Raw genomic sequence first — 15,191 nt, forward strand, 5'->3', positions numbered from 1 at the left:
ACCTTTTAATCAATGTAGTCTCTAGTGGAGGAGAAATGAGCAACCGTGAAAAACTATTGAAGAATATTGCACGTGAGAGAATAGAAATATTGTTTAAACAAGCATTTGATAGACTCCACCGTGGAGACGTTGAATTAGCGAGGAGGTATGTAGAAATAGCTATTAGAATAGCTGGCAAAGCGAGAGTGAAAATACCTAGAAAGTATAAAAGAAGCTATTGCAGAAAGTGTTATGTACCACTAATACCCGGTTTAACACTGAGTGTTAGAATTAAGAGTGAGGGTAGGGGTTCACGAGTAGTATATAGGTGTCTCCTTTGCGGGTGGACAAGGAGATTTATGATAAAGACCTCAAAGAAAAAATCAAAGAGAGAATAACTGGTAAAGTAGACGTGCAACTAGGTAAAAATGGCTTAACAGACGCGTTTATAAACGAAGTTAAAACAAGACTAGAAAAACACGGTGTTGTAAAAATACGTGTTTTAAAATCATTTAGAAAAACATATAGTGACGACATAGACGCTATAGCTAGAGAAATAGCTGAGCGAACGAATTCACGTGTATACGAAGTAAGAGGCTTTACAATCATGCTTATAAAGGAAAAATAACCTAAAAATCAATGATTAGTCAAGTTAACAAATTTGGTGTTGATTAATGGTTACAGCTTTAGAAGTACCAGCAGATAAATTAATAGCGAAACTAGCACAGTATCTAAAGGAGAACGTGCCAGAAGTAAAACCACCACACTGGGCAACATTTGTCAAAACGGGGTGTTTCAAAGAAAAGCCGCCAGAAGACCCCAATTGGTGGTATTACAGAGCAGCTAGTATACTCAGAAAACTCTATAAAGCAGGAGAACCAATGGGGCTAACCGAGTTTAGAAGAGAGTATGGTGGTAGAAAAAGACGTGGTGTTAGACCAGAGAGAACATATCGCGCACCAGGAAACGCTATTAGAAAAATACTACAACAGCTAGAACAAGCACAACTAGTTAGAAAAACAAGAAGAGGTAGAGTATTAACACCACAGGGTAGAGCACTACTAGATAGAATAGCACTAGAAGTAGCATTAGAAGTAGCTAGTGAAAACCCAGAACTAGCAAAATACCTACCAGCATCTCTCCGTGTAAAAATACTTGGCGCTCCAAGTGGTAGTACATGAACGGTGAAGAATACACTGGTTATAGCGACGAAGAACTAGAAGCTCTTAAAGCACGTAAACTAGCCGAGTTAAAACGTAGAATGGAGGAAGAACAAGCTAGAAGAGCACAAATAGAGGCAATACTAAGACAGATACTCACACCTGAAGCAAGAGAGAGATTAAATAATTTAAGACTAGTTAAACCCGAATTAGCCACAGCCCTCGAAGAACAATTAATAATCCTAGCTCAACAAAGGAGAATACCCATCCCCGTAACAGATGATTTTTTAAAGAGGTTGTTATCTGAACTATATGAGCAGACAAAACGTGAAACAAAGATTACATTTAAGAGGAAGTAGTGGGGGATTTATATGGCTAGAAATAAACACGTAGCTAGGAAATTAAGACTTGCAGCCGCTCACAATAGTAATAAACCAATTCCCATATGGGTATCATTGAAAACCAGGTTGAGAGTTAGACGTTCATTCAGACTTAGACACTGGAGAAGATCCAAGTTAAAGAACATCTAGGTGGTGAGTTATGAGTGAGCAGAAAAGCATTGAGAAATCAATACATATTATTCCATTAAAGAGAGTATATTTTGGTAGAAGAGCTAATAGAGCTGACAGAGCAATAAGACTTATAAGAAAATACCTAGCACGCCACTATAAAGAAGCAGAAAAGATAGTTATCGACCCAGCTATAAACAACTATGTATGGTCTCGTGGACGCGAAAAACCACCTAGAAGAGTAGTAGTTGAAGTCAGATTTGACAAAGAAGAAAAAGTAGTTAAAGCATTTTTAGTTAGACCCAGCAAGGCTTCCCGCAAGTAAACTCTAGGTGTTTACTCATGGTTGAAATAACACGTATGAGTTTTTTCGGAAACCCTAATATTGGTATTTACGCTTATGCAAATGACAAAGTGCTTATTCTCCCACCTGGAATAGGCGAAGACGATATTAGAGAAATGAATAGTGTACTCCAAGTTACCCCCATAATAGCGAAAATCGCTGGTACAATACTCAACGGTGTATTTATTGCTGGAAACAACCATGCAATTATACTTCCACACATCATATTCGACGAAGAATTAGAACACATAAAGAGAGAGATTAGAGAAAATGGAGTAGATCTCGAAGTGGTTGTATCTAATAGTAGATATACAGCACTTGGAAACCTCATATTGTGTAACAACCACGCGTGTATAGCAAGTCCCCTCCTAGAAGACGAAGAAGTTAAAAGACTTTCAAGTATTCTCGGAGTTGAATTCTACAAAGCCCGCTTAGTAAACCTAGATGTACCAGGCAGTGTAGCTGTAATAAACGATAATGGTGGAGTAATACACCCTGATGCAAGTGAAGACGACTTAAAGATATTGAAAACCATAGCAAAAGTATCTGTAGAATACGCTACTATAAATGGCGGAGTACCATATGTTAAAAGCGGGATAATAGCAAATAATAAAGGAGTTGTTGTAGGTGGTAATACTACAGGTCCAGAGGTGCTTAGAGTTAAAACCGGGTTTAGTGGTGGTGGAGAATGAGTGGAGAAGTAAAAATATATAGAATAACCGGGCGCATGTTAATAAGCCACGATAGATACCCCACATGGCAGAATTTTACACAAGAAGTTAGAGCTCTCTCAGAGAAAGACGCACTAGAAAAAGTATACTCGGTTCTAGGAAGTAGACATAAACTCAAGAGATACCATATCAAAATAGAGAAAGTAGAGGTAATTCCACCCGAAGAAGCAACAAGTCCAAGAATACTACACATATTGAGAGTAGAGAGGCTAGTTAAACAATGAGCAGTGAGCAAAGCAATCAAGGAGAGAAACAAGTAGTAACACTCGAAGAACTACTAGCTAGAGCAGAAGAACTAAGACAAAGTATTGAAGTACTCGACGCTACACTCAATACTTATCTATCACACTATAGAGAGCTCCAATTAGCAATAGATACGTTGAAAAACCTAGATGAAAAACCAAGTAGTGGATACATAGTACTCGACAGATTATCCAGTGTTATGATCCCGGCAACAATAGCTGAAAACTGGAGTAGCAGTTTAATAGTCAATCTGGGTTCGGGTTTCTACTTAAAAACCAATAAGGAAAAAGCACTTGAAATACTATCTAAGAGGCTTCAAGGACTCGAAAAAACAATTAACGATATTCAATCAAGACGTAGACTTCTCGCCGAGGAATACACAAGCATACAGAGAATACTAAACCAGGTGTTTCAAACACAAATGCAACAAGAAACCCAGTAAGAGTGTAGAAATTGCTATCTAAACTAGGTAAGTTACGTGAATCATTTAAGAAGTTTATAGACTCCGTAGTAGATACAGCTACTACTCTCCTCATACCAAAAGAAAAACTCTATGAAGCCCTCGAAGAATTTAAACTAGAATTAATAAGTAGAGATGTGGCTTTTGAAGCAGCAGAAGACATTGCTAATAAAATCAAAGAGTTAATCGAGGAAAAGAAAATACGAGACAAGAAAACCCTTGTTAAAACACTACGAGAAATAATATCTAGCTACTTTGAGAGCGCTGGGAGAATAGATATATTAGAACTAGCCAAGACGAGAAAACCACTAAAAATAGTCTTTATGGGAGTAAACGGTGTAGGTAAAACAACAAGTATTGCAAAAGTAGCTGTATATCTACGTGAACACGGGCATAGACCATTAATGATTGCAGCTGACACTTTTAGAGCAGCTGCACAAGAACAGTTAAAGAAACACTCGGAGAAAACTGGAATTCCTGTATTTATGGGTAAATATGGCGCAGACCCCGCTTCTGTAGCATATGATGGAATATCCTATGCTCAAAACAGGGGTTTTGACGTTGTATTAATTGATACTGCTGGTAGAATGCACACTGATGTAGACTTAGTAAACGAGTTGAGAAAGATAATGAAGGTGGTAAAACCAGACCTTAAACTACTCGTTGTAGACGCGTTAACCGGAAACGACGCTATTGAACAAGCAAGGTTTTTCAATGATGCCGTGGGAGTAGATGGATTTATTGTGACAAAATATGATGCATATGAAGAAGGTGGTGTACCAATATCTCTTGTCTACGTGTTGAAAAAACCAATAGTTTTTATTGGTACAGGCCAAGATTATAGGGATTTAAAGCCTTTTAACCACTTAGAATACCTAGATAAAGTGCTTCCACAAGAAGACTAGGTGTGTTGTAAATGAATTTAAGAGAGTTGATTGATGCTTGGAAAAAGATATTTCAAATAGCTAGTAAGCCAGATAGAGAAGAGTATATGACTCTACTTAAAATCACACTTCTAGGCTTCATGCTTATTGGTTTAATAGCTTTTGTAATACGCTTGATATTCTATACTACTCTATTTCCATTTACGGGTTGAATAACATGAGCTCTGAGAGTAAAGAAGCAACTAGTATCTACGCTGTGAAAACAACAGCTGGGAGAGAACTAGATGTAGCCTTAATTGTAGAGAGGAGAATACTTGAAGCTCTGAGTAAAGGAGAATCCACGGGTGTTAAATCAATACTAGTTGCTCCTGGAGTTCGAGGATACGTATTTGTTGAAACAAGTAATCCAACCGAGCTATATAGACTTCTATCAAATATCAAATATGCTTCAACACAGAGAATTTTAAAAATAGCTTTAAGCGAACTTATTGGAACGATAAAACCACGTGAAATACTCGAGGAGATTAACGTGGGAGACGTCGTAGAGATTACACGTGGGCCTTTTAGAGGTATGAAAGCCCGCGTGGTATCAATAGATAAAAGTAAAAATATCCTTACAGTTAATCTATTAGAGGCTACTTTTTCAATACCCGTAACAATACCAATAAATTACGTGAAAAAGGGTGGTTAGGAAATGGTAAAGAAAACGCTGAAATTCATAGTTGAAGGAGGAAAGGCAACGCCGGGCCCACCAATAGGCCCAACTCTATCACCATACAAGTTAAACGTAGTAGAAGTAGTAAACAAAATAAACGAGTTGACAAAAGACTACGAGGGGCTACCAGTCCCAGTTGAAATAGAAATAGATACTGATACACGTAAATACGAGGTAAGAGTAGGTATACCGACAACAACAGCATTACTAATGAAAGCCGCTGGCGCAAAAGAACCATCTGGAGACCCAGCTCACAAGAAAATAGGCGACGTTAAATTCGAAGACATTGTTAAAATAGCTATTATGAAGAAAGACCAGTTAACCGCTAAAACATTGAAAGCAGCTGTTAAAACTATTTTGGGAACTGCTAGAGCAATAGGCGTTACAGTTGAGGGCAAAGACCCCAAAGAAGTAGTTAAACTCGTAGAACAAGGAGTTTACGATGAAATTCTTTCAAAATACCAGGAGGAATGGGAGAAATAGGTGGTTTAAATGTCTCTTCCAAGTAGAGAAGTATTAACACAATACATTGCAAAAGCAGTAGAACTAGGTAAAGGACGAAACTTCAAACAAAGTGTTGAATTAATAATTGTTCTACAAGACATAGACTTAAAGAGCCAGCAGGTAAAAATCAGAGAAGTAGTAAACCTACCTAAAGGTAGAGGTAAAGAAGCAAAAGTATGTGTTGTCGTAGACCCAGACCTCGCCGAGGTTGCTAAGGAAGCTGGAGCTTACAAAGTAATAACAAGTAACGAGCTACGTGAATTAAACAAGAAGCAAGCCAAGAAAATAGCTTCTGAATGCGACTGGGTATTAGTTAAAGCCGATTTAATGGGTGTTGCTGGTAGAGTACTCGGTCCAGCCCTTGGACCACGCGGTAAAATGCCAGTGCCGGTTCCATCGGGTGGCGCATTGAAATCTCTAATAGAGAGATATAAGAATTCCGTGTTGGTTAAAATAAAGGATCAACCAATATTAATGACGGCCATTGGAACCGAGGATATGAAGCCCGAAGACCTTGCAGAAAACGCCCTAGCTGTCTTATCAGCTGTAGAGTCAAAACTCCCGTCTAGAACAGCAAATATTGGTAAACTCGTCTTTAAGACAACCATGGGTATACCCGTAGAACTCGCGCTTTAGAGGTGAATTAAATGAGTATGCTTAAAACAAGACACAAACTACCAGAGTGGAAGCTTAAAATAGCCAGTGAAATACGAGAACTAGCCGAGAAATACCCTGTTTTCCTAGTAGTAGATTTAACTGGAATACCAGCAAAACACATTCAAATGCTACGTAAAAAACTAGATAAAATAGCTGTATTAAGAGTAGTTAAACCAAAAGTCGCATTAAAAGCACTTGGAGAAGCAGGCATTCCAGTTAAAGAACTCGAACCCTACATGACTGGCCAAATAATGCTGATATTTACAGATCGAAACGTATTTGAAATAGCTGATATTGTGAGAAACTTTGTAACTAACGACTACTACAGCCCCGGCGAAATAGTAGACAAGGAAATAGTTATTCCCGAAGGTAACACTGGTATACCAGCCGGTCCAATGCTCAGCGTGTTTGGTAGATTGAAAATACAGACGAAAGTACAAGGCAACGTAATATACGTTGCAAAAGACACAGTAGTTGCTAAACCAGGAGACAAGATATCAACTGATCTAGCATCACTACTACAAAAACTCGGATTAGCACTAAAAGAAATAAGAGTTAAAATAAAGTGTGGTCGCGACGGCCACTTAATTATACCCGGTGATAAACTAGTATTAAACATAGCTGAATACGAAGAAATGATTAAGACAGCAGCACTAGATGGATTGAAACTAGCTGTTGAACTAGTAATACCAGAACCACCAGTATTAAACATTGTATTAGTAAAAGCACACCGCCAAGCACTAGCACTAGCTGCAGAAGCAGGCTTTATAACACCAGAAACAGCAGAATACGTATTACGCACAGCACAATTAAAAGCACTAGCATTAGCAGTAGAAATATCAAAATACGCTCCAGACCTTGGATTGGAAGTAAAACTACCAGTTCAACAAACACCGACAAAAGTAGAAAAGAAAGAAGAGAAGAAGGAAGAGGAGAAGAAAGAAGAAGAACAAGCAGTAAGCGAAGAAGCACTAGCAGAAGGATTCTCAGCACTATTCGGCTAAATCTATATTCATCAAGGATTTTTACATTCCAAGTAGTTTCTCTATCATATAAAGCCTCTACATCCTAGTATACCGTGTAGATACTTCAATTCAAAAACCCGGTTTGTAACTTGTTATAGTAGTTATAAGTAGGGGCTATATGAGTTATTATGGTAGTGTCAAGAGGTTACTTTTCGCTTAAAGACCGCTCGTGAATACCTAGAGGAATTGGTTAAAATAGGGCCTCGAGGACCTGGTACTGAAGACGAGAGGAAAGCCGCTGAGTATATTGCAAGAGAGCTTAAACGTATGGGCTACAATGTAGAATGGCAGAGTTTTAAAACTACAAGAGATAATCTCTACTTACTACCACTACAAGTAGCTGTTCTCCTATGTTTCTCAGCATCTATTTCATTAAAATACGGTGGTTTATTCAATATATTAGCTCTACTTCTAAGTATACTTGGATTATCACTCTTTCTACTAGAAGTGAGTGGAGTCCCCATAGAGACAAGCTTTATGCCGAAATATCAATCTCAAAATGTTTTCACCAGGTTTGATAATAACGGGAAGAAATTGATTATTGTTTCAGCTCATTACGATACTCAAAGAGCAAGTATACTATTTCATCCAAAACTCGTAGACTACTTGGGTGTAGTATCCAAGGTTATCTTTGTATGTTTTCTAATAGTTCCAATTGGAATACTACTCAGTGTATTCAATATTCATTCAATTGCAGAGGTTTTTCTACGAGCCGGCTTGTTGCTACAGCTATTATTACTGTTTTAATGTTTTTCTGCGAGGTAACTGGTAGATATGTTCAAGGTGCTAATGATAATGGTAGTGGAGTTGCTTTAACACTTGCATTAGCCGAGTATTTTACTAATCATAGAAGTGAATTCCCTGAAAACATAGATATTGTATTTCTATTTACAGGTAGTGAAGGTGCTGGAGTGAGAGGTATGAAACACTTTATAAAAAATACTCTAAAATCCTCCCGAGAGATACACAATTCATAATTCTAGATAATTTGGGAGCTGGAAAGATCACGTTTCTCGAAGGCGAGGGAGTGGTCTTTTATAGAAAAGCTGGAAAGATACTTCTTGAAATAGCCGAGGAAACGCGGAAAAAGAATGAGGGGTAGAAAAGCTTATTAGGGTTGGTTGATGGTTTTTGTTGTTGGTTGGGGCGATGGGAGCAGTGCTCCAAGCCCCCTGGAGCTAAGTCTAGATGTGTCCCGCGTGCCGTTCGGGACGAAGGCCACCCATGACCCCACAGCGGTTGGAAAAACCACTGTGGACGAGGTGGAAGTCCCTAGAGGAAAAACCTCTAGGAACAAACGGAGAGTGCAGAAAATGAAAAATCTACTTCTACCTACAGATGCGCTGGCTGTAATGGCGGCTGGTTTTAATGCAATTGCTTTTCTAGGTAAAGATGAAAAGGGAAGAATAGCTAACTACCACTGGTATACAGATACAATTGAAAACGTCGACATGAATCTACTTCAATACGCAGAAGAATTCTTTAAAGAATACCTTATTAGAGTAGTTGAAACTATAAGTAGAAGTACATGAGTTTCCAGCGACTTGGAAATAAAGAGCTCTATAAGTAAAAACTACAACTACAACTTTAAAAGCCCTTATCTACATTTAAACCTTAGAAGACTAGAATTAAATGGGGTGGTTAATATCGAGTACGTATATGCAACACTATTGCTTTACAAAGCTGGAAAAGAAATAAATGAAGAAAATCTAAAGAAAGTACTTGAATCAGCTGGTATTGCAGTAGACGAAGTACGTGTAAAATCACTAGTAGCAGCAATAAAGAACATTGATATTGCAAAAGTATTAGAGCAAGCACTAGCCGCTCCAGTAGCAGCTGCCCCAGTACAAGCCGCTCCAGCAACCGCTGAACAACCAAAAGAAGAGAAGAAGGAAGAGGAGAAGAAAGAAGAAGAACAAGCAGTAAGCGAAGAAGCACTAGCAGAAGGATTCTCAGCACTATTCGGCTAACATATAAACACAGTGTTTTATTGAGAGAAATCTTTGTTTTTACAGCATGTAGAAAATACAATAGCCTACCTACAACATCCTAGTAGCTAGTAGAGTAGGAGATAAAAATATTACTCTTCTAGAAATACTTATAGCTGTATAATGGTGGATAATGTGGAGAGAGAAATTGGTGTTAACTACGAGTATTTGAGTAGACAATATGGTTATCAAAGATACCAGTGTAAAAAATGCGGGGAATTCTTCTGGAGTAGAATACCGAGAGATACTTGTCCAGATAGACCCTGTAGTAAATACGAGTTTCTATACAGAGAATACAAGGGGGTTAAACCACTCAGTTTGAGAGAAGTAAGAGAGAAATTCATTGATTTCCTCAAGCGTAAAGGCCACGGCGTCATAGACCCCTACCCCGTACTGGCGAAGTGGCGGAACGACTTGTATTTAACTATTGCTTCAATAGTAGTATTTCAACCAGAAGCAACAGAGGGGCTTGCAGAACCCCCACACAATCCACTAGTTATTATCCAGCCTTCAATCCGCCTCACAGATATAGATAACGTCGGATTGACCTTTGGTAGACACTTATCTAGTTTTGAAATGGGTGGAATGCACGCTTTCAATAAACCAGGGAAGTTTATATACTGGTCGGAGGGAATACTAGACAATACAATCGAGTTCTTCACAAAGGAAATAGGATTAAACCTAGACGATATTGTCTTTAAAGAAGGCTGGTGGGAAGGCGGGGGAAACGCTGGCCCTGCACCAGAAGTACTAGTTGACGGCATGGAGGTTGCTACACTTGTCCACATGGCTTATAAAGTAGTAGATGGAAAATACGTTCCAACACCAGTACTCGTAGTAGACTGTGGATATGGTATAGAGAGAATAGCCTGGTTAACCCAGAAATCACCAACGAGCTTCCACGCTATATATGGAGACTTGGTGAGAGAATACCGTGATATACTTGGAGTAGAAGAACCACCCTACGATGTATTAAAGAGAGTTGTCTACCTCCTCAGCGACAAAGAGATAAGTGGTATAGACGACTATATTAGAGAAGTCAATGACGCCGGCTTCGGCGAATACGTAAAACAACTAGTTGACTCTGTATACTTGTATAGTATACTAGACCACGTGAGAACACTCTCACTAATGCTCTCTGACGGCATAGTACCATCAAACACGGGTGAAGGCTATCTAGCAAGACTTGTTTTAAGAAGACTATTTAGAAACCTTGTTAAACTACGTATAGAATACAGTAAACTACCAGATATTGTAGCCGAATTATTTGATAGACAAATCAAGTACTGGAGAAACGACTACATATATGGTAAATTCGAAGCCCACAGAGACTACATATTAGACGTTGCTCTCACAGAAGTAAACAAGTTTATAAACAATGTCTTGAGAGGCGTAGAAATAGCCGAGAAAGTAGTAAAGAAAAAGAAGAGCCTTACTTTAGAAGACCTAGTAGAACTATACGACTCGCATGGAATACCACCAGAATTCATAGCTGAAAGAGCCAGCCAATTAGGAATAACCGTTGAAGTACCAAAAGATTTCTATTCAATGATAGCCAGTAGACATGCATCACCTAGCCAACTAGTTAAAACAAAAGAACACGAATTCCCTGGAGAAATAGCTAAGTGGGCATCGAGCTTCAACCCCACTAGACGAGTCTTCCATGAAAACCCATATATAACCAAGATCGAAGCCAGTGTTCTAGGAGTACTTGGTAAATACGTGGTCTTAGATAAAACAATCGCGTATCCATGGGCTGGAGGACAAGACCACGATGTAGGAGTAATTAGATTTAATGGTGAAGAATACAAGTTGACATATGTTGGCAAAGTAGGAGACGTCATTGTACACGTATTAGACCGGGAACCAGTATTTAAACCAGGCGATTCGGTAGTAGTTGAAATAGACTGGAATAGAAGATATACACTAATGAAGCATCATACCGCAACACACATTGTACTAGCAGCTGCTAGAAGAGTTCTCGGAGACCACGTTTGGCAAGCTGGTGCAGAGAAAACACTTGAAAAAGCCAGATTGGATATTACACACCATAAACCACTAACACCAGAACTCGTAAAGGAAATAGAGCGTGTTGCAAACGAAATAGTAAATAGTAGAATAGACTTGAAATTCCACTACCTCGATAGATTTGAAGCAGAAGAAAAATACGGTATTAAAATTCACCAGGGAGGAGCAATCTATACTGAGAAACTCAGAATAGTTGAAATACCCGGATGGGATGCACAAGCATGTTTTGGAACACACTTATACAATACATCCGAGGTTGGAGGTATAAAGATCATTAATGCAGAAAGAATACAAGATGGAGTAGTAAGACTAGAATTCATAGCCGGCACTAAACTAGTAGAATACATAAACAAACTCGAAGAAGAAAAGAACACTGTACTCACTACAATTGAAGCTAAAAGCCAAGACGTCGTTACAGCCGTTAAAAAACTAGCAAGCGACTACAATGAATTAAACACTGTTGTCAACAAGTACAGGGAGCTCATAGGAAAACTCGTAATTGAACAGGCAGCAAGAGAAACCATGAATATATGTGGTGTAGAAACAGTAATACTCGAATTACCAAGCCGAGACGAGAAATTATCGGAGAAAATAATCAATGAACTAGTATTCAAACAAAAGAAACTACTACTACTAGTGGTTGAAAACACTATTGAAGCATCAATAGACCCAGAGAAAAACAAGTCGTTAAACATAGACTTGAGAAAACTAGGAGAATACTTAGCTCAACACGGATACAAGGGAGGAGGTAAACCAGACCACGTGATATATAAATCACAGCAACCAATAGACAGAAAAGTAGTACTAGAAGCACTAGAAAAAGCAATTTGTAGCGGAAACAAGTAAGACAATAAAAACCATGCTTTTAAACCCCTAGACTAAATAAATGATTGAACTAGGCAGTAAGATATAAATCACCCAGAACCATATTTAGGAGTAGAAATGGGCCCGTCGCCTAGCCAGGACAGGGCGCCGGCCTTCTAAGCTAGAGGCCGGTGCGAAGATAGCCGGAGGACCCGGGTTCGAATCCCGGCGGGCCCGCGTCCTCTCTACCCCTAATCAATCAAGGTGAATTCACTAGTTTGTATTTCAAAATATTTTACAGGCTATTTGTAATCTTAGATTAATAGTGTATTCTGGCAATAGGGGGTTTATATGAAACTAAGAATTCTCATTGCTGGTGGTGGTGGTACAACTGTATTGTTGTTGAGAGATCCCGTTATACGTGAAATAGTTGATCAAGTTATAGTTATAGAGTCAGACCCCAAACGGAGGCAAGAACTTGAAAGACTAGGTGACATCCTAGTTATTGAAGGTGACGCTAGTGATACCAGTGTATACGAAGAAATAAACATGAGAGAGATAAATGCTGTTCTCGCGCTTACAAGTAAAGATGAAGTCAACTTCCTAGTACTGGCTATTGCAAAACAATATAAGATTCCAGTGAGAATTGGTGTATTTAAAGACCCTAAAGTAGCTGAATTAGTTAAAAGCCTAGAATTGGGAACACCACTCGTAAGGCCTTCACTAATTGGTGGTATAATTAAACAAATACTTACATCTCTTACAACTCCAAGAATTGTTGCTGAACTGCCATATCCGCTTAGTGAATACAAGTTGTACGTTGTTACTATTGGTGAAAACGATATTGCCGCTAGAACCTCTCTAAGCGAACACCGCTTAGAAGAAGATGAAGCATATCCACTACTAGTACATGATGGAAAAGAACTCCAATCTATAAGTGGAGATGTACAATTACTTCCAGGATATACCCTCTTCATACTTGCTAAAAACGAGAAGTTTCTAGGTAAAATAAAGGGGATTACTACTTAGACACTACTATCTATTACTACACCCCGTAAATCAAAAAATGTTATTTCATCTATGTAAACCCTGGTTTTAACGCCATAATCTAATCCACTACTGTTCTTTATAACTACTGGGATATAGTTGTCTAGACGGCCAATCCAAGTATTAGTTTTTTCAGTTACAAATACTTCTACTGTTTTTCCAAGATATTTCTCTCTCATCTTCAAGCCTACTTCTTCGATTACCTCTAGTGCTTTCTTAACTCTCTCTTTCTTTACACTTGTAGGTAGTTGTGTCATCGAAGCAGAGAGTGTTAGCGGCCTCATACTATAGCTTGCTAAGTGTACCCTTTCAAATTCCAGCTCTCTAATTACTTGGAGCGTTTGTTCAAAATCTTCTTCTGTTTCACCAGGATGTCCTACAATAATGTCTGTAGCTATGCTTACACCCGGTATTTTTTCTTTTACTTCTTTAACTATTGCTCTATAGAAGTCAACAGTATATTTTCTCCCCATGAGTTTTAGAATTCTATCACTACCGGATTGTAGTGGTATATGGAGGAATTTGTATACTCTACTCGTGTTTTTCATGATACTTATCAGTCCGTCAATTAGGTCTGGTAGGTGTTCCGGGTTCATCATGCCAATTCTCAACATGTAGTTTCCATCTACTTCGCTCACTATTCTCTCGATCAAGTCTACTAGTTTTCTCTTTCTATACAAGTCTATTCCATAAGCACCTAGATCCATACCTGTCAACTCTATTTCTACAGCTCCCGATTCAACTGCTTCTCTCACTGCTTTTACAACTGCTTCTATACTGTGACTAACTAGTTGTCTCCTTGCGTGTTTTGTTATACAGAAGTTGCAATTGGATAAACAACCTTCTTGTATGGGAATAGGAACAACGCGTAAGCCTTTAACGAGGCCTATTAAATCCCTTGTACGACTACCCTCTAAGAGAATTATTCTACCAGGGTTTTCTACTGCTAGATATATTTTATCGGCGTTTTGAGGTGATATTAGAGATGCTTCTGGTGCAATAGTTGTAATAGTAAATGGCTGTGTTTTAGCCATACATCCAGCTACAACTAGTTTTTTACCTTGTGTTAAACAGGTTTCTCTCAGCTTCTTTATTCTATTGATCATTTTATACTCTGTATCTAGTCTAACAGTACACGTATTTACAACTACAACGTCTGCGTCTTCAATACTATCAACTACTCTATGACCCCTTTCCAATAGCTTAGCAATCATGAGTGCTTCATCGCTTTTATTCAATGCACATCCATAGGTTTCAATGTATACTTTTACCATTATTCATCCACGAGGGTTTCTACTACACTACATTATTTATAATACACCCTTTTTACTAACACATATTAGAACTCAAATAGGTGTACTAGTTGAAGACTATAAGAGAATACAGTTACGAAGAACTACTAGATAGAGCATTTACAAAACTAGCTGGTAGAAAGGGTAGTGAAGAAGTATTCGAAGTACCCAAAGCAAACGTCTTAGTAATAGGTGGAAAAACCATTATCCAAAACTTTAGAGATATAGCCCAGGTTTTAAACCGCGAAGAAGAATTATTGAAAAGGTATTTCATGAAGGAATTAAATGTTCCAGGATCAATAAACGAAGCAGGCCAATTAGAGCTGAGAGGTAAATTCAGCGCTGTATCAATAAATCAACTCCTCGATAGATTCGTCCAGAAATATGTTAAATGCTCTACTTGTGGTTCATTCCATACAAAACTAACAAAGAAAGGCAAGGTCTTTATATTGAAGTGTGAAGCCTGTGGTGCAGAAACAAGTTTCCAGGCATTTTAGTGGTTGAAATGCAGAGTGAAAAAAAGATCTATGTTAAAATACACAGGTCTAATGGAGAGGTAATAGTAGCTGCATGTGATGCTGAATTACTAGGTGTTGTTTTAGCTGACCCATCACGTAAAATAAAATTCCACGTTGACCCATCCTACTTCAAAGGAGAGTTGAAAACACCAGAAGAACTGTTATTAGACCTAGAAAACGCGAGTAGTGCAAATCTAGTTGGAGATACAACGGTATCTACAGCTATTAAATCTGGTTTTATCCACGTAGACTCTGTACTCGTAGTAAATAATATTCCAATAGCGTTTTTCACGAGGTTGTAGTA

Annotated in this window: 23 protein-coding genes, 1 tRNA gene and 1 pseudogene; 24 read left to right on the top strand and 1 reads right to left on the bottom strand. The window is 38.4% G+C overall.

All coding sequences use genetic code 11. From position 1 onward, the window contains the following. Nucleotides 1-35 precede the first annotated feature (35 nt). The 22 genes and pseudogenes from ACZ5YP_RS04090 to ACZ5YP_RS04195 all read left to right on the top strand — a co-directional run bounded on the left by ACZ5YP_RS04090 (nucleotide 36) and on the right by ACZ5YP_RS04195 (nucleotide 13,059). On the top strand, nucleotides 36-377 hold the full coding sequence (locus tag ACZ5YP_RS04090) for a ribonuclease P protein component 4 (protein ID WP_464834512.1): 342 nt from the start codon (nucleotides 36-38) through the stop codon (nucleotides 375-377). Next, nucleotides 323-607: a YhbY family RNA-binding protein gene (locus tag ACZ5YP_RS04095; protein ID WP_464834513.1), complete on the top strand. Its 285-nt coding sequence runs from the start codon at nucleotides 323-325 to the stop codon at nucleotides 605-607. Before ACZ5YP_RS04090 ends, ACZ5YP_RS04095 begins: the two co-directional genes overlap by 55 nt. A 46-nt stretch (nucleotides 608-653) precedes the next feature. Beyond that, nucleotides 654-1,160: a 30S ribosomal protein S19e gene (locus ACZ5YP_RS04100; RefSeq protein WP_464834514.1), complete on the top strand. Its 507-nt coding sequence runs from the start codon at nucleotides 654-656 to the stop codon at nucleotides 1,158-1,160. Then, the gene (locus ACZ5YP_RS04105; RefSeq protein ID WP_464834515.1) at nucleotides 1,157-1,498 is read left to right on the top strand and encodes a DNA-binding protein; all 342 of its coding nucleotides are present in this window, start codon (nucleotides 1,157-1,159) and stop codon (nucleotides 1,496-1,498) included. Before ACZ5YP_RS04100 ends, ACZ5YP_RS04105 begins: the two co-directional genes overlap by 4 nt. A gap of 12 nt (nucleotides 1,499-1,510) precedes the next feature. Next, a complete protein-coding gene (locus ACZ5YP_RS04110; protein ID WP_464834516.1) occupies nucleotides 1,511-1,669 on the top strand; it encodes a 50S ribosomal protein L39e in 159 nt (52 codons plus the stop codon). Nucleotides 1,670-1,679: 10 nt separating this feature from the next. Then, the gene (locus ACZ5YP_RS04115; RefSeq protein WP_464834517.1) at nucleotides 1,680-1,973 is read left to right on the top strand and encodes a 50S ribosomal protein L31e; all 294 of its coding nucleotides are present in this window, start codon (nucleotides 1,680-1,682) and stop codon (nucleotides 1,971-1,973) included. A gap of 17 nt (nucleotides 1,974-1,990) precedes the next feature. After that, complete coding sequence (locus tag ACZ5YP_RS04120; protein WP_464834518.1) at nucleotides 1,991-2,683, top strand: translation initiation factor IF-6; 693 nt, start codon at nucleotides 1,991-1,993, stop codon at nucleotides 2,681-2,683. Further along, nucleotides 2,680-2,946 (top strand): 50S ribosomal protein L18Ae, encoded by a 267-nt coding sequence (gene rpl18a / locus ACZ5YP_RS04125; RefSeq protein WP_464834519.1) that lies wholly within the window; start codon nucleotides 2,680-2,682, stop codon nucleotides 2,944-2,946. Before ACZ5YP_RS04120 ends, rpl18a begins: the two co-directional genes overlap by 4 nt. Further along, nucleotides 2,943-3,407: a prefoldin subunit alpha gene (gene pfdA, locus ACZ5YP_RS04130; RefSeq protein WP_464834520.1), complete on the top strand. Its 465-nt coding sequence runs from the start codon at nucleotides 2,943-2,945 to the stop codon at nucleotides 3,405-3,407. Before rpl18a ends, pfdA begins: the two co-directional genes overlap by 4 nt. An 11-nt stretch (nucleotides 3,408-3,418) precedes the next feature. Then, nucleotides 3,419-4,330 carry a signal recognition particle-docking protein FtsY gene (ftsY, locus tag ACZ5YP_RS04135; protein WP_464834521.1) on the top strand — a complete coding sequence of 304 codons (912 nt, stop codon included), beginning with the start codon at nucleotides 3,419-3,421 and terminating at the stop codon, nucleotides 4,328-4,330. Between the two features lie 11 nt (nucleotides 4,331-4,341). Further along, the gene (locus ACZ5YP_RS04140) at nucleotides 4,342-4,521 is read left to right on the top strand and encodes a protein translocase SEC61 complex subunit gamma (RefSeq protein ID WP_464834522.1); all 180 of its coding nucleotides are present in this window, start codon (nucleotides 4,342-4,344) and stop codon (nucleotides 4,519-4,521) included. A gap of 5 nt (nucleotides 4,522-4,526) precedes the next feature. Then, nucleotides 4,527-5,000 (top strand): transcription elongation factor Spt5, encoded by a 474-nt coding sequence (locus ACZ5YP_RS04145; protein WP_464834523.1) that lies wholly within the window; start codon nucleotides 4,527-4,529, stop codon nucleotides 4,998-5,000. 3 nt (nucleotides 5,001-5,003) lie between these two features. Continuing rightward, nucleotides 5,004-5,507, top strand: a complete 504-nt coding sequence (locus tag ACZ5YP_RS04150) for a 50S ribosomal protein L11 (protein WP_464834524.1) — start codon at nucleotides 5,004-5,006, stop codon at nucleotides 5,505-5,507. Nucleotides 5,508-5,516: 9 nt separating this feature from the next. Further along, nucleotides 5,517-6,164 carry a 50S ribosomal protein L1 gene (locus ACZ5YP_RS04155; RefSeq protein WP_464834525.1) on the top strand — a complete coding sequence of 216 codons (648 nt, stop codon included), beginning with the start codon at nucleotides 5,517-5,519 and terminating at the stop codon, nucleotides 6,162-6,164. A gap of 11 nt (nucleotides 6,165-6,175) precedes the next feature. Beyond that, nucleotides 6,176-7,189 (top strand): 50S ribosomal protein L10, encoded by a 1,014-nt coding sequence (locus ACZ5YP_RS04160; protein WP_464834526.1) that lies wholly within the window; start codon nucleotides 6,176-6,178, stop codon nucleotides 7,187-7,189. Nucleotides 7,190-7,396: 207 nt separating this feature from the next. After that, complete coding sequence (locus ACZ5YP_RS04165; RefSeq protein WP_464834527.1) at nucleotides 7,397-7,957, top strand: hypothetical protein; 561 nt, start codon at nucleotides 7,397-7,399, stop codon at nucleotides 7,955-7,957. Beyond that, entirely contained in the window at nucleotides 7,957-8,187 is a 231-nt protein-coding gene (locus ACZ5YP_RS04170) for a M28 family peptidase (protein ID WP_464834528.1), read from the top strand. Before ACZ5YP_RS04165 ends, ACZ5YP_RS04170 begins: the two co-directional genes overlap by 1 nt. A 324-nt stretch (nucleotides 8,188-8,511) precedes the next feature. Continuing rightward, nucleotides 8,512-8,742 (top strand): annotated as a pseudogene (locus ACZ5YP_RS04175) (peptidase); the annotation flags it as partial. Between the two features lie 114 nt (nucleotides 8,743-8,856). Further along, nucleotides 8,857-9,180 (top strand): 50S ribosomal protein P1, encoded by a 324-nt coding sequence (gene rpl12p / locus ACZ5YP_RS04180; protein WP_464835948.1) that lies wholly within the window; start codon nucleotides 8,857-8,859, stop codon nucleotides 9,178-9,180. 141 nt (nucleotides 9,181-9,321) lie between these two features. Next, nucleotides 9,322-12,072, top strand: a complete 2,751-nt coding sequence (gene alaS, locus ACZ5YP_RS04185) for an alanine--tRNA ligase (RefSeq protein WP_464834529.1) — start codon at nucleotides 9,322-9,324, stop codon at nucleotides 12,070-12,072. A 98-nt stretch (nucleotides 12,073-12,170) separates the two neighbouring features. Further along, nucleotides 12,171-12,267 (top strand) — tRNA-Arg (locus ACZ5YP_RS04190). A 114-nt stretch (nucleotides 12,268-12,381) separates the two neighbouring features. Beyond that, a complete protein-coding gene (locus ACZ5YP_RS04195; RefSeq protein ID WP_464834530.1) occupies nucleotides 12,382-13,059 on the top strand; it encodes an NAD-binding protein in 678 nt (225 codons plus the stop codon). Here ACZ5YP_RS04195 and ACZ5YP_RS04200 read toward each other — a convergent pair. Beyond that, on the bottom strand, nucleotides 13,056-14,351 hold the full coding sequence (locus ACZ5YP_RS04200; protein ID WP_464834531.1) for a tRNA (N(6)-L-threonylcarbamoyladenosine(37)-C(2))-methylthiotransferase: 1,296 nt from the start codon (nucleotides 14,349-14,351) through the stop codon (nucleotides 13,056-13,058). The genes ACZ5YP_RS04195 and ACZ5YP_RS04200 overlap by 4 nt on opposite strands. 89 nt (nucleotides 14,352-14,440) lie before the next feature. On the opposite strand from ACZ5YP_RS04200, the gene ACZ5YP_RS04205 reads away from it, so the two are divergent. Beyond that, a complete protein-coding gene (locus ACZ5YP_RS04205; protein WP_464834532.1) occupies nucleotides 14,441-14,866 on the top strand; it encodes a translation initiation factor IF-2 subunit beta in 426 nt (141 codons plus the stop codon). An 8-nt stretch (nucleotides 14,867-14,874) separates the two neighbouring features. After that, a complete protein-coding gene (locus ACZ5YP_RS04210; protein ID WP_464834533.1) occupies nucleotides 14,875-15,189 on the top strand; it encodes a DUF424 domain-containing protein in 315 nt (104 codons plus the stop codon). The last annotated feature ends 2 nt before the right edge of the window (nucleotides 15,190-15,191 follow it).

The sequence above is a fragment of the Sulfophobococcus zilligii genome (genome assembly GCF_055398255.1).